Source organism: Bradyrhizobium sp. McL0615 (assembly GCF_049993905.1).
Taxonomy (GTDB): Bacteria; Pseudomonadota; Alphaproteobacteria; order Rhizobiales; family Xanthobacteraceae; genus Bradyrhizobium.
On record NZ_CP188254.1, the window covers coordinates 1,304,873 to 1,323,544 of the forward strand.

Genomic DNA, 18,672 nt, shown 5'->3' on the forward strand with positions numbered 1-18,672 from the left:
ACGTTAACGGCCAGGATGACGTCTCGTCCGCCCTTGCTCCCTCGGGCGCCAGATCCCCGCAAGCGCCTTCGCGCGCGACGTGAGAACGATGATGAGCCTGAAGTAGATGACGAACAGCCTGACTGCAAAGGATGTGACGAGCCATATGACTAACAGGGGCATGTGTTTTCCAAACGCGATTTTGAATTTGAGACCATGCTCGGCGAAAATGGGATCGACCGCTCCGCCGCTGATGCCGTTCGCCCGCGCCCACCAGATTGGCCGCGGGACAAAGGGTCGTCATTCACTGCGGCCTACCAGTCCGCACGCACCCAAAGCGCTTCACGCGAGTGCTTCGAGATGCCCGAGGCCCAGACCGCCGACAACGGCCTTCTGGACGGGCGCGACATCGGCATTGATCTTGTCGGCACCGAACGACGTGCCCACCACCGTCCGAGCGGCGCGACTGCCCTTCGCCTGGCCGACGAGCTTGGCGATGGCGTCGGCAATGTCGTGAGGCTTCGGAGCGTCTTTTCCCTGCAACATCGACGTGAACGTCTTGTATATGGCCTCGGGAATCTGGCCGACCGCGCCGTAGGACTTCGTGATGTCGCCGTTGGCAGGCCTCTGGATGCTCGAGTACAGGCTTGTCGGGTAAGCGCCAGGCTGAACTTCCACCACGTCTACGCCGAGTTGGGAGACCTCCAGCCGAATGCTGTCGGTCAAAGCTTCGATCGCCATCTTGCTCGCGCCGTAGATGCCGACGAAGGGGAACGTCACCCGGCCGAGCACCGAGCCCATGTTGATAATGAGGCCTTCGCGCTCCCGACGCATCGAAGGCAGCACCGCCCGCGTAACGCGGAGGAGCCCGATGACGTTGGTGTCGAAGATCGCCTTCGCCTGATCGGCCGTGAAGGCTTCGGTCACTCCGACCGACGCAATGCCGGCGTTGTTGACCAGCACGTTGATCTTGCCGCCCTCGGCGAGGATAGAAGCTACGGCGCGATCGACCGAGCCGTCATCAGTAACGTCGAGTTCCACGACGCTTATTTTTTGGCTTCGTAGCGCGTCGGCGTGGCTGCGATTGCGGCTGTCGATGTCGCGCATCGCGGCGAACACGCGATAGCCGTCGCGCGCCAACCTTTCGGCGGTTTCGCGGCCGAAGCCGCTCGATGTGCCGGTGATGAGAACAGTCCTGGTCATGGTTTGCCTCCGGTGATGAGGGTTGCGGGTCAATGCGAGATGATCAGCCGGTACGGCTGGTCAGGAGCTGGTGGGGTACCGCGACCGGGATGTCCGAGAGCGAGCTTGAACAGACGTCGCGAGCGGCGGGTTGGGGCGATGACTTGGCCGCGAGTCAGAAGGCGAATTCCAGGCTGGCGTGTGCAACCAAATGTCCCGTAGACGCAAACGAAACGCGGGTTTCCGTGAAGGCCGACGTTTTGCCAAAGCGCAATACTTCTGCTCTTACACGATAGTCATCGTTGACGGCTGGACGCAGGAAGTGAGTGTGCTGATACGCGGTGCCTCTAGTGATGCGCCCCGTCGTGCCCACAGACAGTGATGCAACCGAGTCAATGGCCGCCATAATGGCCTGCCCACATACCGCGCCGCTTGACAATTTGAGCGCATCATTTTGCGGAAGCGTCGCGGACACGATGCCCGGGCAGACCTTGAACTCACGAAGGCCGAGCATTTTGACCCAAGGCGCGAAGACATATTCGTACAACTCAAGAACTGTGGCATCCGTCACTGGCAAACAATGAAGCGGAACCGGAATTCCAGGCGGCCTAACTCCCAAGGCAGGATCGGACCCGTTCTGCGTTGCCTGCGCAGTCACAGGAGCCGGGTTTCCCGTTAGCGTCATTGCATTTTCAACTTCTGTAATCATTGTTCTCTCCGATTCTCGTCAACGCGTGATTACGAGGATCGGAATCTAGGCGGCTGGACCTCGGGTGTCGTGAGGCGAGCGCGCCCAATCGTTCGTACTGGCGCGCACCGCCTGGCGCCCGCGGCATTGCTGACACGATCTCGGGGGCGTGATTTGGCGTGACGGAGAGTTGAGCGGATCGATGTCAAGGCCACGCTACGTTAATCAACGTCCGCCAGTGGCTTGGTCGCAGGCCGCTCCAAACCCGTACGATTGGCCTGCAAGATGATTTGTCCCGTGGAGTCGATGGTTCGCCCAAACGACGATTTTCTCAGCACTCCAAAATTGGACTATGACGGTTTCCGGGCTGCACTGCGCGAGGATTGGGGATGGTTTAGTCCTGCTCTCGAAGCCAACATTTTCGCCGGCAAGGTACGCACGCGGCGCGTCTTCGGATTCGTTGCAACGGATCTCACCTGCAACACGACTCGCGTTGAGCGCACGGAATCGGATATTCGCCGTGATGACGTGGAGTACTATTACGCCGTGGTTCAGCTTACGGGCGGATCGAAAATCATGCAGGACGACCGAGTCGTAGATTTCGCTGCTGGCGATGTCGTCCTGCTCGATTCCACAAGACCCGTAACATTCATCCCGGAGGCCGAACACCGGCACGCGCAATGGCTTAGTCTGCAATTCCCGCGCCAGAACCTGGTTTCGCATCTCGGCTTCGAACCGCAAGGCGGCGCGTGCGCTCGCCGATCGGCGCAAGCGTCACGTCTGCTCTGTCAGCTCGCTCTTGACCCCGTGAGCGATGCAGAACCGTCGTCCGCGTCGGCTGAAAGATACATGGCTCTGGTGGTCTATGATCTCCTCGGGGCGCTGTTTGCACCGCCTGTCCCGCTTGGCTCACGCCACAACGACAAGCTGTTCATGCGCGCGTGCCGCATCATAAAGAACCGCTTTGCCGATCCGGACATCTCTCCGCGCGAGGTGGCTGCCGAGGCGGGAATTTCGCTACGCTATTTGCAGAAGTTGTTCACCGTCCGTGGGTCGACATGCCGTCACCACATATGTTCGGCCCGTCTGGATCACGCGGCGCGTCTGATCGAACGCCGCGCGTTGATCAAGACAGGTCAGCCGCTCAGCGACATCGCCTACGCCTGCGGCTTTCGCGACTACACGCATTTTGCGCGCGGATTCCGACAGCGTTTCGGCACCGCGCCGGGCGCCGTCGCAGCAGGCGGCTCCGGCGGCGACAACGCGCGAGCCCGCGTCGACATTGGCCATGTCGAAAGGCCCTCTACGGAGCGACGCGACAAGCGCGCCGTTTGGCCCGCGCGAGCCGACGCAACAATGGGCGACGATGATCCCGAAGGTGAGGAACACGCCGGGTAACCCGATGGATACACGCGTCCTGGTCGCGGGGCGTGGCGCCGCCTCTCCCGCAGGCGGACAACTTCCATAAGCAGGGCCAATGTCCGGCTTTGGGTGGTGGTCTCAACCGGTCGCCGCAACACTTTATCTTAGAGGGAAAAGATGGAGTGTGGGATGGAACGGAGATTTCATAGAGGTTTTACTGCGGCGGAGAAGACGGAATTATGGGATCGCTGGAAGCGTGGGGAGTCGCTGAAGGCGATTGGACGAGCTTTTGGTAAGCAGTCATCGTCGATCTATTTTCTGGTGGCTCCGCATGGTGGGATTCGTCCTGCGGAGCGGCGTCGCTCCAGGTTGGCGTTGACGCTTGCGGAACGCGAGGTGATTTCCAGAGGTGTTACGGCACATCGATCGGCCCGGTCGATCGCCAAACTGCTTGGCCGCTCACCCTCGACGGTGAGCCGGGAAATGGGTCGCAATGGCGGCTATGATCGCTACCGAGCGACACTTGCGGACGAGAATGCCTGGGCGCGATCCCGTCGTCCAAAATGTTGTAAGTTAGCGACCAATCCGCGGCTTCGGCGGGCGGTGGCAGGCAAGCTCAGATTGGATTGGTCACCCGAGCAGATAGCCGGTTGGCTGAAGAGAACGCATCCTGAAGACGAGTGTAATCAGGTGTCACACGAGACCATCTATCGCAGCTTGTTTGTCCAAGCACGCGGCGTGCTCAAGAAAGAGCTGCTTAGCCATCTTCGATCGAAGCGCTCGATGCGTCGCTCCAGGCCGGTTGACCCAAATGGGGATAGACGGGGGCACATCAAGGATATCGTCTCAATCAGCCAGCGACCGGCGGCGGTTGAAGATCGGGCGGTGCCTGGCCATTGGGAAGGCGATCTGTTGTCCGGACCGAACAACAGCTACATCGCGACCCTGGTCGAGCGTCATACGCGTTACGTGATGTTGGCCAAGGTGGCAGGCAAGGACACCCAGACGGTCGTATCCGCGCTCATCAAGCAGGCGAAGAAGCTACCAAAGGAGCTGTATAAGTCCCTGACCTGGGATCGGGGCAAGGAACTTACGGATCATCGTCGCTTTACGTTGGCGACCAACATCGACGTCTATTTTTGCGATCCGCAAAGCCCGTGGCAGCGCGGGTCGAACGAGAATACCAATGGCCTGCTGAGACAGTACTTCCCGAAGGGCACCGACTTGTCGGTGCATTCGCAAGCCTATCTGAACAAAGTGGCTCGTCAGCTAAACGAACGACCACGTGAGACCTTGCAATTTGAAACACCAGCGGAGAGATTTAACGCCTGTGTTGCGTCGACCGGTTGAGCCGGCAGGTCACGAGCGGACATCGCTGCAGCATCGGCGGACGTCGGCTAGGGTCCAGGAGCAGACATGGCATCCGCGGACCGGCATTTCGGCTAGGGCTCCGAAAGCGAAGTAGATTCAGAGCAATTTGCAGGTTCGCTAGAGGGAGGCGCGGATTGTTGGCGCTTCCTGGATGTCATTCAAGCTTCGAAACCGGAGCCTCGAATCATGCGCTGCGAATTCAGCGAACATGAGTGGACCGCCATTAAGCCAATGTTGCCGAACAAGCCGCGCGGCGTTCGGCGGGTAGAAGACCGCCGCGTGCTCGATGGCATCGTTTGGATCCTGCGTTCAGGTGCGCCATGGCGCGACCTGCCGACGACCTATGGTCCCCGCCCGATTTGTTACAATCGCTTCGTTGGGTGGATGATGGTCTTGTCTCGCTGATTTGCCCGACATGTCAAATGTTGACTTCGGCATTCGACGAGTGCCGGCTACTGTGCATGGGGTTGTTTTCAATATTTTGGCTGGGAGCACCGAGGCTCCTCCGTGTCCTTCCGCCGCCTCCGGAAGGCTGCATCATCCGATCGCGGATGAAGCGACGGCGCGTGGCCTGGAACCGTCGCGCTATTTTCCCAGCGGCCCCAGTATCTTCACCAATTCCCCGTGCACGTACTCATTCCCGCACACCACATGTCCGGTCTTCAGCGGATCGTCGCTGCCTTCGGTGCCGGAGATCGTCCCGCCGGCTTCCCGCACCATGATCTGCCCGGCCGCGATGTCCCAGGGCTGCAGGTTGCGTTCCCAGTAGCCGTCGAGGCGGCCGGCGGCGACGAAGGCTAAGTCGAGGGAGGCAGCGCCGAAGCGGCGGAATCCGGCGACCTTGTTCTGCAGTGCTGCCATTTCCTTCAATGCCAGTTCATGGTCGCCGCGGCCGATATGCGGCAGGCCGCAGGCGACCACGCATTCATCGAGCCTGCGGCGGCCGGCGACGCGCAGCCGCTGGTCGTTGAGGAACGCGCCCTTGCCGCGCTCGGCGATGTACAATTCGTCATTGGCGGGGTTGTAGATCACGCCAGCAATGATCGTGCCCTCGCGCTGCAGGCCGATCGAGATCGCAAATTGCGGAATGCCGTGCAGGAAGTTGGTGGTGCCGTCGAGCGGATCGACGATCCAGGTATGGCTCTTGTCGGCGCCTTCGCGGCTGCCGCCTTCCTCGCCGATGAAGCCGTAGCCCGGCCGCGCCTTGGCGAGGTCCTCGTACAGCATTTCCTCGGCGCGCTTGTCGGCCTTGGTGACGAAGTTCGCCGGTCCCTTCAGCGACACCTGCAGATGCTCGATCTCGCCGAGGTCGCGCTTGAGGCTGCGGCCGGCGCGGCGCGCGGCTTTCACCATGACGTTGATAAGGGCTGAATACAGCATGATGCGCGCTTATGGTGTGAGGGAACGGCCCAATGCCGTCAGGGGGTTGGGGACTGGGTGCCCTGCAGACGTGCCGCCGTCAAGGCGTCATTTGCCGGTGGTTCCGGTCCATTTGCGTGCCGCCGCCTCGACCTTGGCGCGGTCCTCGGGGCCAAGCTCCGCGAGCCGCTCATCGAGTTCGGGGTCGCCCTTGCCGGCGGTCTTGGCGACAAGGTGCCACTTCAGGCCTTCTATCTTGTCCACCGGCACCCCCAGTCCGCTCACCAGCACGCGGGCGAGGCGGTTCTGCGCGATCGGCGAGTTCTGCCGTGCCGCCTTGCGCAGCAGCGCGACCGCCGCAGCCTGGTTCTTCGGCGTGCCGGAGCCGTTGAACAGCGCGATGGCATATTCGACCTCGGCGTCGACATTGTCGGCGAGCGAAGCCGCCTGCAGCAGCCGCACCGCCCGCTCAAGGTCCTTCGGCACGCCGTTACCTTCCTTGTAGAAGGTCGCGAGCGCGTATTGCGCTTCCGGGTTGCCGGCATCGGCCGCGGTGCGCAGTAGTTCGGCGGCGCGCTTGACGTCCTGCGGCAGTGTGTTGCCGTCGAGATAGAGCAGCGCCAGATTGTAGGCCGCCTTGGGGTTGCCGAGCTTGGCGGAGGAGGCCAGGAGCTTGACCGCCTGATCGCGGTTGGTGGCGCCGCCGCGGCCGGACAGCCGCATCATGGCGAGCGCGAACATGCCCTCGCGGTCGCCGGCATCGGCCGCGCGCTGGTACCAGTCGGCGGCCTTCGCATAGTCGCGCTTGATGCCGAGCCCGTTGGCATAGAGCTCGCCCAGCATCGTCATCGCCTTGGCGTCGCGGTTATATTGCGCGCGCGTGATGGCAAGATCGAAGGCCGTCTTGTAGAGGCCGCGCTGATACGCGCCGTAGACATTGTCGACGTTCGGATCGTCGAACGTCGGCATTTGAGGATCTGCTGGCGCGGGCACGGGTCTTGTCGCCGTGGGCTTAGGCGATGTCGTGGGTGCAGGTGTTGGTGTTGCGGCAGGCTTTTTCGCCGCCGCCGGGGCCTTTGCCTTTGGCGGCGCCTGCTTCGCGGCCGGAGGGGCCGCGGGTGGCTGCGCAGCCGGCGGCACCAGCGAGGTCTGCGCAACGGCGCCGGCCGTCGTCATCACGAGGCCCGCGAGCAGCGATATGGGACGCAGCAGTTTCATGGTCCGGTGTTATCCGTGTCCGGCCTTGTCAGGGCTGGTCTTGGTTTTTCCGAACGCTTCCTCATAGGCGTGCGCGATCGCCTGGGCGGTATCGGTCAGCGCCGCCTTCGCGCCGCGCGGGTCGGCCCAGATGAAATCGCCGACCAGCACAAAATCCGCGCCGGCCGTTGCGAATTCGGTAGCCTCCTCGCGCGAGGCGGCGAAGCCTATGCAAGGCGGCTCGAACAGTTCGTCCCACCATTGCAGGCGCTCGGCAATCGCCTCCGCCGAGGGCCGCTGGCCGCTGGCGTCGGGCTCGCCGAACAGCACGTAGTCCGCCCCCCGTTCGCCCGCGGCCATCGAATCGTGCCGCGTGGCAAGGCCGCCGACGCCGGCAATGCGATCCGGCTTCAGCGACGGCAAGGCATCCTCCAGCGCGGCGAGGCCGTTCAGATGCGCGCCGTCGGCGCCCGCGCGCGCCACCAGTTCGACATGGCCGTCGAGCAGCAGCGCGGCGCCCGCATTCTGGATTACGGGCGCCAGCGTCTTCACGCGCGAGATCATGGTGCGCTGGTCGGTCGGCTTCAGCCGCAGCAGCACCGCCGCGACGTCGGCCGCGGCCAACAGCTCCGGAAGGGCGCTTGCCAGCTGCGACGGATCGTCCACCTCTGGTGTCGCGAGATAGAGGCGCGGCGCCGGGCGCGGCGGAACAGGTTTATTGGCCAACTCTAGGCGACCTTCTTTTCAAGGCCGGTTTCCCACTCGCCCTTGCTCGCCAGCGCGTTCATCCGCGCGCGGTGGGTGAAGGCGCGCTGGCCCGCAGCGATGTTCTCGGCCTTGCCCGACCAGGCCTTCTGCGGCGCCGCCTGCAGCGCCCGGCCATAGGAGAAGGTGAGTTTCCAGGGCAGACCGCCGATCCGGTTCATGGCGTTGAGATGCGCGGTCGCTTCCTCGTCGGATTGCCCGCCGGAAAGGAAGGCGATGCCCGGCACGGCCGCAGGCACGCAGGCCTTCAACAGCCGCACGGTCTTCTCGGCGACTTCCTCAACGGACGCCTGCTTCGCGCACTTCTTGCCTGAAATGACCATGTTGGGCTTCAGCACCATGCCTTCGAGTTCGACGCGCTGCACGCGCAATTCCTGGAACGTCTTGTTCAGCACGCGTTGGGTCACATCATGGCAGCGGTCGATGTCGTGATCGCCGTCCATCAGCACTTCCGGCTCGACGATGGGCACGATCTGCGCCGCCTGGCACAGCGCGGCGTAGCGCGCCAGCGCATGCGCGTTGACGCTGATTGCGGTCATCGTTGGAATGCCCGGGCCGTCAGTGCCCCGGCCGATATCGATCACCGCACGCCACTTCGCAAAGCGCGCGCCGCGCTCGTAATATTTCTTCAGCCGTTCGGCGAGCTTGTCGAGGCCGACAGTCACCAGTTCGCCCGGGCATTGCGGCAGCGCTTGCGTCCCCTCATCGACCTTGATGCCGGGGATCGCGCCTGCCTGCTCGATCAGCTTCACCAGCGGCGTGCCATCCTTCGCGTTCTGCCAGATCGTCTCGTCGTACAGGATCACGCCCGAGACGTATTTGCTCATTGCCTCGGAGGAGCGGAACAGCATCTCGCGATAGTCGCGGCGGCTCTCCTCGGTCGATTCGACCTTGATGGCGTCAAAACGCTTCTTGATCGTGCCCGAGGATTCGTCGGCGGCGAGGATGCCCTTGCCCGGGGTGACCATGGCGAGGGCAACCTTGTTGAGGTCGGCGAGATTCATCGAAGTTCTCCAGTAACATCATGCCCTTGCGCACCAAAATAGGCGGTTCTCGGGCAATTGCCTAGAAAACGTTCGTCGCACCGGGGGTGTTTGCGAGGCGCGAGGCCCGCTCAGGCGACGCGCGGATCGAGTTCACCCTTGGTGTAACGCTTGGCCATTTCGGCCGTGGTCAGCACCTTCTTGATCTTGCTGGCCTGGCCTGCGGTATTGAACTCCTGCAGCCGCTGCTTGCACAGCTTGGCCATGGCTTCCATCGCGGGCTTGAGATATTTGCGCGGATCGAACTCGCTCGGATCCTCCTTGAGGATCTTGCGGATCTGCCCGGTCATCGCCATGCGGTTGTCGGTGTCGATGTTGATCTTGCGCACACCGTTCTTGATGCCGCGCTGGATCTCGGAAACCGGCACGCCCCAGGTCGGCTTCATCTTGCCGCCATTGGCGTTGATGATGTCCTGCAGGTCCTGCGGCACCGAGGACGAACCATGCATCACCAGATGCGTGTTCGGCAGCTTGCGATGGATTTCCTCGATCACGTTCATGGCGAGGATATCGCCGTCCGGCTTGCGGGTGAATTTGTAGGCGCCGTGCGAGGTGCCCATCGCGATCGCCAATGCGTCGACCTTGGTCTCCTTGACGAACTTCACGGCTTCGTCGGGATTGGTCAGCAACTGGTCGTGCGACAGTTTGCCCTCCGCGCCGTGGCCGTCTTCCTTGTCGCCCATGCCGGTCTCGAGCGAACCGAGCACGCCGAGTTCGCCTTCCACCGAGATGCCGCCGAGATGGGCCATGTCGGTCACCGTCTTGGTCACGCCGACATTGTAGTCCCAATCAGCAGCCGTTTTGCCGTCGGCTTTCAGCGAGCCGTCCATCATGACCGAGGTGAATCCGGCCTGGATCGCGGTCATGCAGGTGTCGGGTCCATTGCCGTGATCGAGATGCACGCAGACCGGAATCTGCGGGTAGATTTCGGTGACGGCGTCCATCATGTGCTTGAGCATGACGTCGTTGGCGTAGGAGCGCGCACCGCGCGAGGCCTGGATGATGACGGGCGCATCAAGCGAGGAGGCGGCCTCCATGATGGCTAGCGCCTGCTCCATGTTGTTGATGTTGAAAGCCGGCACCCCGTAATCGTGCTCTGCCGCGTGATCGAGCAGTTGACGCAAGGTAATGCGAGCCATTCAAATTCTCCTGTATTTGTCGCGCCTTTGGCGCTCTATCGGTTGTTGTTCAACGCTGCTTCAAAACTTCCACGCCGGGCAACGGCTTGCCTTCCATCCATTCGAGAAACGCGCCGCCGGCCGTCGAAACATAGGAAAAATCGTCGGCCACACCGGCCTGGTTCAGTGCTGCGACGGTGTCGCCGCCGCCGGCGACCGAGATCAGTTTCTTCGCCTTGGTCCGCTCGGCGGCATGCTTGGCCGCGACCATGGTGCCGCGGTCGAACGGCGTCATCTCGAATGCGCCGAGCGGGCCGTTCCAGACCAGCGTCTTGGCGTCGTCGATCGCGGCGTGAATGCGCGCGGTCGATTGCGGCCCGACGTCGAGGATCATGCCGTCGGCCGGGATGGCGTCGAGCCCATAGGCGTGCGACGGCGAGTTGGCCGCGAAATGATAGGCGACCACGGCATCGACGGGGAGGATGATGGCGCAGTTCGCGGCCTCGGCCTTTTCCATGATGCGCAGCGCGGTGGCCGCGAGATCCTTCTCCGCCAGCGATTTGCCGACACCAACGCCCTGTGCGTGCAGGAAGGTGTTGGCCATGCCGCCGCCGATGACGAGCGCATCGACCTTTGTCACGAGGTTTTCGAGCAGGTCGATCTTGGTCGAGACTTTGGCGCCGCCGATGATCGCAATGACCGGCTTGGTCGGCGCTTCCAGCGCCTTGCCGAGCGCATCGAGTTCGGCCTGCATAGTGCGGCCGGCATAGGCCGGCAGCTTGTGGCCGAGGCCCTCGGTGGAAGCATGCGCACGGTGCGCGGCCGAGAATGCATCGTTGACCCAGATGTCGCCGAGCTTTGCAAGCTCCGCCACGAACGCCGGGTCGTTCTTCTCTTCCTCTTTATGGAAGCGGGTGTTCTCCAGGCAGAGGACGTCGCCGTCCTTCATCGCAGCCACGGCCTTGGCCGCGGCTTCGCCGATGCAGTCCTCGGCGAAGCCGACCGGCTTCTTGATAACCTTGGACAGCGCTTCGGCGACGGGCTTCAGCGAATCCTTGGCGTCGCGTCCCTTCGGCCGGCCGAAATGCGCGAGCAGGATGACCTTGCCGCCCTTGTCCGAAATTTCGGTGATGGTCGGTGCGACGCGCTCAAGCCGCGTCGCGTCGGTGACGCGGCCGTTTTCCATGGGCACGTTGAGGTCGACGCGTAGCAAGACGCGCTTGGCCTTCACATCGACGTCATCGAGGGTACGAAAGTGATTGGTCACGACAAGTCCTATGATGAGCCGCCCTGGGTGATGTTAGGCCAGTCTTCGTTCTTCCGGTTTGGATCGGGCTTGATTTTGCTGCCCGACCGCAAGAACAGAAAAAGCGGGACGCCCACCATCGCAAGCAACAGGATGAGGGCGACCAGCTTTGAGATCATGGCGTTCTCCGGCTGCGCCGTGAGGCTTCCTTACAGCAGCTTCCCCATCGCCACGGCGGTGTCGGCCATGCGGTTGGAGAAACCCCATTCATTGTCGTACCAGGACATCACGCGCACCAGCGTGCCGTTCTGCACCTTGGTCTGGTCCTCGTGGAACGTCGATGAGTGCGGATCGTGGTTGAAGTCGATCGAGACGTTCGGCGCCGTGGTGTAGGCGAGGATGCCCTTGAGCTGCTGCTCGGAGGCGCGCTTCATCGCCGCGTTGATTTCCTTGACGTCGGTGGCGCGCTTGGCGACGATCTTGAGATCGATTACCGAGACGTTCGGGGTCGGCACGCGGATCGCGACGCCGTCGAGCTTGCCCTTCAGCTCGGGCAGCACCAGGCCGATCGCCTTTGCAGCGCCGGTCGAGGTCGGGATCATCGACATCGCGGCAGCACGGCCGCGATAGAGGTCCTTGTGCATGGTGTCGAGGGTGGGCTGGTCGCCGGTGTAGGCGTGGATCGTGGTCATGAAGCCGGTCTCGATGCCCACCGTGTCGTTCAGCACCTTGACGACCGGCGCCAGGCAGTTGGTGGTGCAGGATCCGTTGGAGACGACCAGATGATCCTTGGTCAAGGTGTCGTGGTTAACGCCGTAGACGATGGTGGCGTCGGCATTGTCGGCGGGCGCGGAGACCAGCACGCGCTTGGCGCCGGCGGTCAGATGCGCGGAGGCCTTGTCCTTGGCGGTGAAGATGCCGGTGCATTCCAGCGCGATGTCGACGCCCAGAGCCTTCCAGAGCAGCTTGGAGGGATCGCGCTCGGCGGAAACCTTGATCTTGCCATTGCCGAGGCTGATCGAGTCGCCATCAACAGTCACGGTGCCGGGGAAGCGGCCATGCACGGAGTCGAAGCGCAGCAAATGAGCGTTGGTCTCGACCGGGCCGAGATCGTTGATGCCGACTACCTCGATATCCTTGCGGCCGGATTCGGCGATGGCGCGCAAAATATTGCGGCCGATGCGGCCAAATCCGTTGATCGCGATCCGGATTGCCATGCTCGTTTCTCCTTTAATAGCTGGCGCCGTCCCCGCGGAAACGTTCCACGAGGGGCTTACGGCGGAACGCCCGGTTCGGCCGGGCGGGAACGGTCAAGATGGGAGTTTAGGTAGCCCTTTTTCCCAGCAATCTCAACCGTCAGCCCAAGCGTTTCAGGGCAGCGTTAACGGTGGCCTCGGCGGTAATTCCAAAGTGCTTGAAAAGGTCCTTGGCGGGGGCGCTGGCACCGAAACCGTGCATGCCCACGAATTCACCATCCTGGCCGATCACGGCATCCCAGCCCCAGCGCACCGCGGCCTCGATGGCGACCTTCACCGGGGCATCGCCGATGATGGCCTTGCGCCGGTCCGCAGGCTGCGCCAGCAGCAGTTCGAGCGAGGGCACCGAGACCACCCGCGACGCGATGCCGCGCTCAGCGAGCTGCTTCTGGGCAGCCACGGCGATCTCGACCTCGGAGCCCGAGGCGAACAGCGACACCTTGGCGTCGCCCTGCGCTGCGACCAGCTCATAGGCGCCATGCGCGCAAGGATTGTCGTTCGGTGCGCTGGTTCGAAGCTGCGGCAGGTTCTGGCGGGTCAGCGCCAGCACCGTCGGACCATCGATCCGGTTGAGCGCCAATTCCCAGCACTCGGTGACCTCGACGGCGTCACAGGGCCGGAACACGCGCATGTTCGGAATCGCGCGGAGTGCCGCGAGATGTTCGACCGGCTGGTGGGTCGGGCCGTCCTCGCCGAGCCCGATCGAATCATGGGTCATCACATAGACGACGCCGGTGCCCATCAGCGCAGCCAGCCGCATCGCCGGGCGCGCGTAGTCGGTGAATATCAGGAACGTTGCGCCGTTCGGCGCAAAACCGCCATGCAGGAAGATGCCGTTCATGGCTGCCGCCATGCCGTGCTCGCGGATGCCATAATGGATGAAGCGGCCCTTCGGCGTCTTGGCCGAGAACGCCACCGCCGATTTCGCCTTGTTGTTGTTGGAGCCGGTGAGATCGGCGGAGCCGGCGAGGAATTCCATCGGCATCGCCGCTGCAATCGCCTCGATCGCGGATTCGGATGATTTCCGCGTAGCGATATTCTGCGGCGTCTCCAGCAGCGCCTTCTTGTGGGCGCGCAACGCCTTCGAAAGCGCGGCCGGCCGCTCGTGCCGCAGCCGCCGTTCGAACTCGGCGCGCTTGCGCGGGCCGAGTTCGGCGAAAACGCTTTCCCATTCCTGGCGCGCGGCGGCGCCGCGGCTGCCGGCCTCACGCCACGCCTTCAGCACATCGTCAGGTACCGAGAAGGCTTCGAGCGAGATGCCGAGCTTTTCCTTGGCACCCTTGAGTTCTTCGGCGCCGAGCGCCTCGCCATGGGCCTTCGCGGTGCCGGCCCGCGTCGGCGCGCCGTAGCCGATGGTGGTCTTGCAGGCGATCAGAGACGGCTTGCTGGATTTTTGCGCGCGGGTGATTGCGGCGGCGATCGCTTTCTGATCCTGGCCGTCGATCAGTTCGGCCGCCCAGCCCGCGGACTTGAAGCGCTTCACCTGGTCGACCGAATCCGCGATCGAGGTCGGGCCGTCGATCGAGATGCCGTTGTCGTCATAGAGCACGATCATCTTGTTCAGCTTCCAGTGCCCGGCCATCGCGATCGCTTCCTGCGACACGCCTTCCATCAGGTCGCCATCGGAGGCGAGCACGTAAGTGTGATGGCTGACCACCTTCTTGCCGAATTCCGCGGCTAGCATCTTCTCCGCCAGCGCCATGCCGACCGCGGTGGCAATGCCCTGGCCGAGCGGGCCGGTGGTGGTCTCAATGCCCTTGGTGTGGAAGTTCTCGGGATGGCCCGGCGTCAGCGACCCCAGCTGGCGGAAGTTCTTGATCTGGTCGAGCGTCATGTCCTTGTTGCCGGTGAGGTATAGCAAGGCATAGAGCAGCATCGAACCGTGACCGGCCGAGAGCACGAAACGGTCGCGGTCCGGCCAGGCTGGAGCAGATGCATCGAATTTGAGGAACTGTGTGAACAACACGGTCGCGACGTCGGCGGCGCCCATCGGCAAGCCGGGATGGCCGGATTTCGCCTTTTCGACGGCATCCATGGCAAGCCCACGAATCGCATTGGCCATACGGGTATGATCGACCTGCGTCATGATGAAAATCCGCCTGAAATGAGGTGCTTGGTTGTAGGTACGTACCGGGCGAAGGCCGCAATACGGGCGTGGCTTAAGGGAAAGTCGGGGCTGGATAGCACCACAATCCCCGTGAGTCCAAGGCGGGGCAACGCGCTTGCCATGCCAAAAGTTGCTTAGCAGTGCATAGCTTCGCGCGGGCGTTGCGCTTCCCTCGCTTGCCACGTAAATTTCGTGCTCTAACCGCTTGCCGAACCGCGGATTTTGCTGCCGCGCGGCGGGCCTACGCGAAGGTGCGCGCTGCCTCTCATGAGCGATCGGAACGCCAACGGGGCCGGCAATGCCGAGCCGGTCTATACCGACATCGACGCCGCCACGCGGCGCCTGATGATGGCACTCGATGCGCTCGAGGCTGCGGCCGAGCGTCGGCGCGACGCCGACCGTGACGAGAACGAACTGGCGAGCCGGATCCAGGCGCTCGGCGCCGACCGCTCGCGGCTCGCCGACGAACTCGACGGCTCGCTGGTGAAGACGCGGCGGCTGGAGCGCACCAACCGCGAGATATCGGAAAAACTGGATATCGCGATCGGCACCATCCGTGCGGTGCTCGATTCCGGAGAGGATGAATGAGCCACATCAACGTCACCATCAACGGCCGGCAGTACCGCATGGCCTGCGAGGAAGGGCAGGAAGTGCGGCTCTTAAAACTCGCCGAGAACCTGGAAACGCGGGTCGGCGAGTTGCGCGGCAAGTTCGGCGAGATCGGCGATGCGCGGCTGACGGTGATGGCCGCGCTCACCGTGTGTGATGAACTGCTGGATGCCAGCGCGCGCATCCGCGCGCTGGAGGGTGAACTCGAAACCCTGCGCAACGTGCGCGTCGCCGCCGCCGACCGAGCCAAGGCCACGCAGGTCGCGATTGCCAACGCGCTCAACGCCGCCGCCGACCGCATCGAAAAGACCACGCAAGTCCTCAACCGCACCATCGGCAACGGCGTCGCGATCGGGTGAAGGGCTAGGGTGAGTGCTGGCCGTTTCTTACCCGCCCCTCGAGGGGGCGGGTCGCCGCGCAGCGGCGGGGCGGGGTGACAGACTATCGTCGTCGGTGGTGTTTTAGTGGTAGCGCTTCGGCGTCTAACGAACCGTGCACTTCCATATAGATTCGCTCCATCACCGCTTTCAGATCACAGGTTACATCCGAATTCCAGAAGCGGATGACCCGGTATCCTTCCTGTTCCAGCCAAGCTTGCCGTTCGCTATCGTGCTTCGCTGTCGCGTCGTCGTTGTGATGTCCGCCATCGAGTTCGATGATCAGTCGCTTTGCCGGACAGAAGAAGTCGACGATATAGGGACCGATTGGCACCTGTCGCCGGAAATGCGTTCCCTCGATCGGTAGTTCTTTCAACGCACGCCAAAGCACACGCTCATGCGGCGTTGTATTCGCCCGCAGCTTCTTCGCCGCGGCGCGGCGGATAGCCGTTGAAACCATAATCATCTCGCTTGCGGAGAGATCACCCCACCCCGTTCGCATCGGGCGATGCCCAATGCGAACGACCCTCCCCCTCCAGGGGAGGGTATAGAGAAACGCAATCTAAGGATGAAGGCAACTGGTAACCGCTGGCGGTTTCCGTCTGTAACGCTTACATTGTCCTTGCGAAGCTGCGTCGTGCGTCAGGAGCCATATATCCCCGGGGCCTTATCGATCCTTTAGGGAACTGTCCCTGGCCGGGTCCGTGGACCCGGACATATGGTGCCCACCTACTTTCGTAGGGAACTCCGGGATCGAGTGCTTCAACGGCGTTCGCGGCTTCGCACTTTGATTTTTGTTGCTTGCGACTTTGTCCTACCCGCGCGCGTCCCAGTACGCTGCGGCGTCTCGGTTGAATCACTGAAGTCTCTGGATTTCTGGATCACACGCTCGAGTTGCGCGATTGCGCACAAGGCGGGTGATGACAGCGGAAAGATACTGCATGACGGCAACCCTGTCGAAAGGCGACCTCCGCGCCGCAACACTCGCAAAGCGCGATTCGTTGAGCGACGAGCAGCGCGCGGCCGCCGGGCAGGCGATGGCAAAGCGTGGCGTGCCGTTTGCGATTCTGCCCGGCGTGGTCGTATCAGGCTATTCACCGATCCGCAGCGAGATCGATCCCGCGCCGTTGATGCGCAAGCTCGCGGAGCAGGGCGCGAGGCTGGCGCTACCCGCAGTTCTGTCGCGTGGAAAATCGCTGGCGTTTCGCGCATGGTCGCCCGACGACCGGTTGATGCTGGGGCCGCTCGGCATCCTCGAGCCGTCGCCGGCGGCAGAAGAGCTCATTCCCGACATCATGCTGGTGCCGCTGGCGGCGTTCGACCGCCAAGGCCACCGCATCGGCTATGGCGCCGGACATTACGACTATACGCTCGCCCATTTGCGCAAAGTGAAAGCCATCACGGCCGTCGGCACCGCTTTCTCGTTGCAGGAAATAAAAGCTGTTCCCGCGCTGCCGCACGACGTGGCACTGGATTATGTGCTAACGGAAAAGAAAGTGTTCGATTTCCGGAGCTGAACTTTGCGTATTCTCTTCGTTGGCGACGTGGTCGGCCGGGCAGGCCGCACCGCGATCGCGGAATATCTGCCCGGCATGGTCAGGGACTGGGCGCTGGATCTCGTCGTCGTCAATGGCGAGAATTCCGCCGGCGGTTTCGGCATCACCGAGGCGATCTATCAGGAATTCCTCGACGCCGGCGCCGATGCCGTCACGCTCGGCAATCACGCCTGGGATCAGCGCGAGGCGCTGGTGTTCATCGAGCGCGCGCCGAAGCTGATCCGTCCCGCGAACTTCCCAAGAGGCACGCCGGGCCGCGGCGCGGCGTTGGTCGATACCAAGAACGGCAAGCGGGCGCTTGTGATCAACGCCATCGGTCGCGTCTTCATGACCGCGTTCGACGATCCATTTGCGGTGCTCAACCGCGAACTCGATGCCTGTCCACTGCGCGAGGCGGCGGACGCGGTGGTGGTCGATTTCCACGGCGAGGCGTCGAGCGAGAAGCAGGGCATCGGTTTCTTCTGCGACGGCCGCGCCAGCCTCGTGGTCGGCACCCACACCCATGTGCCGACCGCCGATCATCAGATCCTCACCGGCGGCACCGCCTACATGACCGATGCCGGCATGACCGGCGATTACGATTCCATCATCGGCATGCAGAAGGAAGAGCCGCTGCGGCGCTTCACGACCGGCATTCCCTCGGGCCGCTTCGAACCGGCGGCCGGCGTGGCGACACTCAGTGGCGTTGCGGTCGAGACCGATGATGCCACTGGCCTCGCGCTGCGGGTCGCACCGGTGCGGGCCGGCGGCAGGCTCGAGCCGGCGGTGCCGGGGTTCTGGGTCTGACACATACCAGCCTGAAGAGAATGTCGATGCGCAGGCTGCTGATCGTTGCGCTGGCCGTTTTCGTTTCCACCGCGGCCAATGCGCAGACGCTGACCCAGCGGCCGGTCTCGCAAGGCGCGGTGACGCCTGCCGACATGACGGAGCGGCTCGAGAAAGCCGCGGTGCGAACCAGAGAGCAGGCGCCGAAAGGCGCGGCGCGCGGATCGTCGATCGATTTCTGCTGGCCGTCGAGCGTCGAGGAATATCAGGCGATCGGCAAGTACGTGCTGGTGCTGGTCAGCGTCGTCACTCAGGACGCGGCTGAACTGCCGTTGCGCCGGGTCTACGTGACCGTCAACGGCGAGCAGACCGAACTGGTCAGGCTCTCAAGCCAGCGCCGCGACGTCGGGAAAGGATCGACCACGTTTTCGATTCTCGGCCCGTTTCGCGAGGATGGATTCTACGTTGCGCCCGTTGGTCTGATGACAAGCGACGGCTATCTGCAGGCCGACTTCGCAATCCATCGCAACAATTTCAATCTGTACAAACTGCCGGGCACCGCACCGGACTTCATCAAGGCCGACAAAGATCCTATGCCGGCCAGGGATGCGAGGCCGAACATGCCGGCGCTCAAGGCGTTACTGACGCGCGAATATCAGGGGTTTGAGCTGCCCGCGAGCTTGCGATAGCGC

At 63.0% G+C, this 18,672-nt stretch carries 19 protein-coding genes, 1 other RNA gene and 1 pseudogene; 9 read left to right on the forward strand and 12 right to left on the reverse strand.

Annotation, left to right across the window (positions count from 1 at the left end):
* Nucleotides 1-321 precede the first annotated feature (321 nt).
* Both ACPPVP_RS06110 and ACPPVP_RS06115 read right to left on the reverse strand, forming a co-directional pair.
* A complete protein-coding gene (locus ACPPVP_RS06110; RefSeq protein WP_426532244.1) occupies nucleotides 322-1,182 on the reverse strand; it encodes an SDR family oxidoreductase in 861 nt (286 codons plus the stop codon).
* Between the two features lie 154 nt (nucleotides 1,183-1,336).
* Nucleotides 1,337-1,870, reverse strand: coding sequence for a PaaI family thioesterase (locus tag ACPPVP_RS06115; protein WP_426532246.1), 534 nt, complete (start codon nucleotides 1,868-1,870; stop codon nucleotides 1,337-1,339).
* Between the two features lie 285 nt (nucleotides 1,871-2,155).
* Between ACPPVP_RS06115 and ACPPVP_RS06120 the strand changes: the two genes are divergently transcribed.
* The 3 genes and pseudogenes from ACPPVP_RS06120 to ACPPVP_RS06130 all read left to right on the forward strand — a co-directional run.
* Nucleotides 2,156-3,247, forward strand: a complete 1,092-nt coding sequence (locus ACPPVP_RS06120; protein ID WP_426537695.1) for a helix-turn-helix domain-containing protein — start codon at nucleotides 2,156-2,158, stop codon at nucleotides 3,245-3,247.
* A gap of 153 nt (nucleotides 3,248-3,400) precedes the next feature.
* Nucleotides 3,401-4,561 carry an IS30 family transposase gene (locus ACPPVP_RS06125; RefSeq protein ID WP_426526839.1) on the forward strand — a complete coding sequence of 387 codons (1,161 nt, stop codon included), beginning with the start codon at nucleotides 3,401-3,403 and terminating at the stop codon, nucleotides 4,559-4,561.
* A gap of 207 nt (nucleotides 4,562-4,768) precedes the next feature.
* Nucleotides 4,769-4,966 (forward strand): annotated as a pseudogene (locus tag ACPPVP_RS06130) (transposase); the annotation flags it as partial.
* 201 nt (nucleotides 4,967-5,167) lie between these two features.
* Here ACPPVP_RS06130 and ACPPVP_RS06135 read toward each other — a convergent pair.
* From ACPPVP_RS06135 to tkt, 9 genes are all read right to left on the reverse strand, one after another.
* The gene (locus tag ACPPVP_RS06135; protein ID WP_426532248.1) at nucleotides 5,168-5,962 is read right to left on the reverse strand and encodes an inositol monophosphatase family protein; all 795 of its coding nucleotides are present in this window, start codon (nucleotides 5,960-5,962) and stop codon (nucleotides 5,168-5,170) included.
* An 87-nt stretch (nucleotides 5,963-6,049) separates the two neighbouring features.
* Complete coding sequence (locus ACPPVP_RS06140; protein ID WP_426532250.1) at nucleotides 6,050-7,159, reverse strand: tetratricopeptide repeat protein; 1,110 nt, start codon at nucleotides 7,157-7,159, stop codon at nucleotides 6,050-6,052.
* Nucleotides 7,160-7,168: 9 nt separating this feature from the next.
* Entirely contained in the window at nucleotides 7,169-7,864 is a 696-nt protein-coding gene (locus ACPPVP_RS06145) for a thiamine phosphate synthase (RefSeq protein ID WP_426532252.1), read from the reverse strand.
* Between the two features lie 2 nt (nucleotides 7,865-7,866).
* Nucleotides 7,867-8,907 carry a class I fructose-bisphosphate aldolase gene (locus ACPPVP_RS06150; protein WP_426532254.1) on the reverse strand — a complete coding sequence of 347 codons (1,041 nt, stop codon included), beginning with the start codon at nucleotides 8,905-8,907 and terminating at the stop codon, nucleotides 7,867-7,869.
* Nucleotides 8,908-9,017: 110 nt separating this feature from the next.
* Nucleotides 9,018-10,085: a class II fructose-bisphosphate aldolase gene (gene fba, locus ACPPVP_RS06155; protein ID WP_426532256.1), complete on the reverse strand. Its 1,068-nt coding sequence runs from the start codon at nucleotides 10,083-10,085 to the stop codon at nucleotides 9,018-9,020.
* A 49-nt stretch (nucleotides 10,086-10,134) separates the two neighbouring features.
* A complete protein-coding gene (locus ACPPVP_RS06160) occupies nucleotides 10,135-11,331 on the reverse strand; it encodes a phosphoglycerate kinase (RefSeq protein WP_426532258.1) in 1,197 nt (398 codons plus the stop codon).
* 8 nt (nucleotides 11,332-11,339) lie between these two features.
* Nucleotides 11,340-11,489: a hypothetical protein gene (locus ACPPVP_RS06165; protein WP_426532260.1), complete on the reverse strand. Its 150-nt coding sequence runs from the start codon at nucleotides 11,487-11,489 to the stop codon at nucleotides 11,340-11,342.
* 30 nt (nucleotides 11,490-11,519) lie between these two features.
* The gene (gap, locus tag ACPPVP_RS06170; RefSeq protein WP_426532262.1) at nucleotides 11,520-12,527 is read right to left on the reverse strand and encodes a type I glyceraldehyde-3-phosphate dehydrogenase; all 1,008 of its coding nucleotides are present in this window, start codon (nucleotides 12,525-12,527) and stop codon (nucleotides 11,520-11,522) included.
* A 139-nt stretch (nucleotides 12,528-12,666) separates the two neighbouring features.
* The gene (gene tkt / locus ACPPVP_RS06175) at nucleotides 12,667-14,652 is read right to left on the reverse strand and encodes a transketolase (RefSeq protein WP_426532264.1); all 1,986 of its coding nucleotides are present in this window, start codon (nucleotides 14,650-14,652) and stop codon (nucleotides 12,667-12,669) included.
* Between the two features lie 288 nt (nucleotides 14,653-14,940).
* Here tkt and ACPPVP_RS06180 point away from each other — a divergent pair, with 288 nt between their 5' ends.
* Both ACPPVP_RS06180 and ACPPVP_RS06185 read left to right on the forward strand, forming a co-directional pair.
* Complete coding sequence (locus ACPPVP_RS06180; RefSeq protein WP_426532266.1) at nucleotides 14,941-15,261, forward strand: DUF4164 domain-containing protein; 321 nt, start codon at nucleotides 14,941-14,943, stop codon at nucleotides 15,259-15,261.
* Nucleotides 15,258-15,641 carry a cell division protein ZapA gene (locus ACPPVP_RS06185; protein WP_426532268.1) on the forward strand — a complete coding sequence of 128 codons (384 nt, stop codon included), beginning with the start codon at nucleotides 15,258-15,260 and terminating at the stop codon, nucleotides 15,639-15,641. The genes ACPPVP_RS06180 and ACPPVP_RS06185 overlap by 4 nt, the downstream gene beginning before the upstream one ends.
* Before the next feature lie 82 nt (nucleotides 15,642-15,723).
* Here ACPPVP_RS06185 and ACPPVP_RS06190 read toward each other — a convergent pair whose 3' ends face one another.
* The gene (locus tag ACPPVP_RS06190) at nucleotides 15,724-16,119 is read right to left on the reverse strand and encodes an endonuclease domain-containing protein (protein ID WP_426532270.1); all 396 of its coding nucleotides are present in this window, start codon (nucleotides 16,117-16,119) and stop codon (nucleotides 15,724-15,726) included.
* Nucleotides 16,120-16,283: 164 nt separating this feature from the next.
* On the opposite strand from ACPPVP_RS06190, the gene ssrS reads away from it, so the two are divergent.
* The 4 genes from ssrS to ACPPVP_RS06210 all read left to right on the forward strand — a co-directional run bounded on the left by ssrS (nucleotide 16,284) and on the right by ACPPVP_RS06210 (nucleotide 18,669).
* Nucleotides 16,284-16,444, forward strand: a non-coding RNA gene (gene ssrS / locus ACPPVP_RS06195) — 6S RNA.
* Nucleotides 16,445-16,600: 156 nt separating this feature from the next.
* Nucleotides 16,601-17,176: a 5-formyltetrahydrofolate cyclo-ligase gene (locus ACPPVP_RS06200; RefSeq protein WP_426532272.1), complete on the forward strand. Its 576-nt coding sequence runs from the start codon at nucleotides 16,601-16,603 to the stop codon at nucleotides 17,174-17,176.
* 3 nt (nucleotides 17,177-17,179) lie between these two features.
* Nucleotides 17,180-18,001 (forward strand): TIGR00282 family metallophosphoesterase, encoded by an 822-nt coding sequence (locus ACPPVP_RS06205; RefSeq protein WP_426532274.1) that lies wholly within the window; start codon nucleotides 17,180-17,182, stop codon nucleotides 17,999-18,001.
* A 26-nt stretch (nucleotides 18,002-18,027) separates the two neighbouring features.
* On the forward strand, nucleotides 18,028-18,669 hold the full coding sequence (locus tag ACPPVP_RS06210) for a hypothetical protein (RefSeq protein ID WP_426532276.1): 642 nt from the start codon (nucleotides 18,028-18,030) through the stop codon (nucleotides 18,667-18,669).
* The last annotated feature ends 3 nt before the right edge of the window (nucleotides 18,670-18,672 follow it).

Excerpts from the sequence above, each read along its gene's own strand:
- ACPPVP_RS06110 (WP_426532244.1), bottom strand. The coding sequence starts at position 1,182 with ATGACCAGGACTGTTCTCATCACCGGCACATCGAGCGGCTTCGGCCGC.
- ACPPVP_RS06115 (WP_426532246.1), bottom strand. The coding sequence starts at position 1,870 with ATGATTACAGAAGTTGAAAATGCAATGACGCTAACGGGAAACCCGGCT.
- ACPPVP_RS06120 (WP_426537695.1), top strand. The coding sequence starts at position 2,156 with ATGGTTCGCCCAAACGACGATTTTCTCAGCACTCCAAAATTGGACTAT.
- ACPPVP_RS06125 (WP_426526839.1), top strand. The coding sequence starts at position 3,401 with ATGGAACGGAGATTTCATAGAGGTTTTACTGCGGCGGAGAAGACGGAA.
- ACPPVP_RS06135 (WP_426532248.1), bottom strand. The coding sequence starts at position 5,962 with ATGCTGTATTCAGCCCTTATCAACGTCATGGTGAAAGCCGCGCGCCGC.
- ACPPVP_RS06140 (WP_426532250.1), bottom strand. The coding sequence starts at position 7,159 with ATGAAACTGCTGCGTCCCATATCGCTGCTCGCGGGCCTCGTGATGACG.
- ACPPVP_RS06150 (WP_426532254.1), bottom strand. The coding sequence starts at position 8,907 with ATGAATCTCGCCGACCTCAACAAGGTTGCCCTCGCCATGGTCACCCCG.
- fba (WP_426532256.1), bottom strand. The coding sequence starts at position 10,085 with ATGGCTCGCATTACCTTGCGTCAACTGCTCGATCACGCGGCAGAGCAC.
- ACPPVP_RS06165 (WP_426532260.1), bottom strand. The coding sequence starts at position 11,489 with ATGATCTCAAAGCTGGTCGCCCTCATCCTGTTGCTTGCGATGGTGGGC.
- gap (WP_426532262.1), bottom strand. The coding sequence starts at position 12,527 with ATGGCAATCCGGATCGCGATCAACGGATTTGGCCGCATCGGCCGCAAT.
- tkt (WP_426532264.1), bottom strand. The coding sequence starts at position 14,652 with ATGACGCAGGTCGATCATACCCGTATGGCCAATGCGATTCGTGGGCTT.
- ACPPVP_RS06180 (WP_426532266.1), top strand. The coding sequence starts at position 14,941 with ATGAGCGATCGGAACGCCAACGGGGCCGGCAATGCCGAGCCGGTCTAT.
- ACPPVP_RS06185 (WP_426532268.1), top strand. The coding sequence starts at position 15,258 with ATGAGCCACATCAACGTCACCATCAACGGCCGGCAGTACCGCATGGCC.
- ACPPVP_RS06190 (WP_426532270.1), bottom strand. The coding sequence starts at position 16,119 with ATGGTTTCAACGGCTATCCGCCGCGCCGCGGCGAAGAAGCTGCGGGCG.
- ACPPVP_RS06200 (WP_426532272.1), top strand. The coding sequence starts at position 16,601 with ATGACGGCAACCCTGTCGAAAGGCGACCTCCGCGCCGCAACACTCGCA.
- ACPPVP_RS06210 (WP_426532276.1), top strand. The coding sequence starts at position 18,028 with ATGCGCAGGCTGCTGATCGTTGCGCTGGCCGTTTTCGTTTCCACCGCG.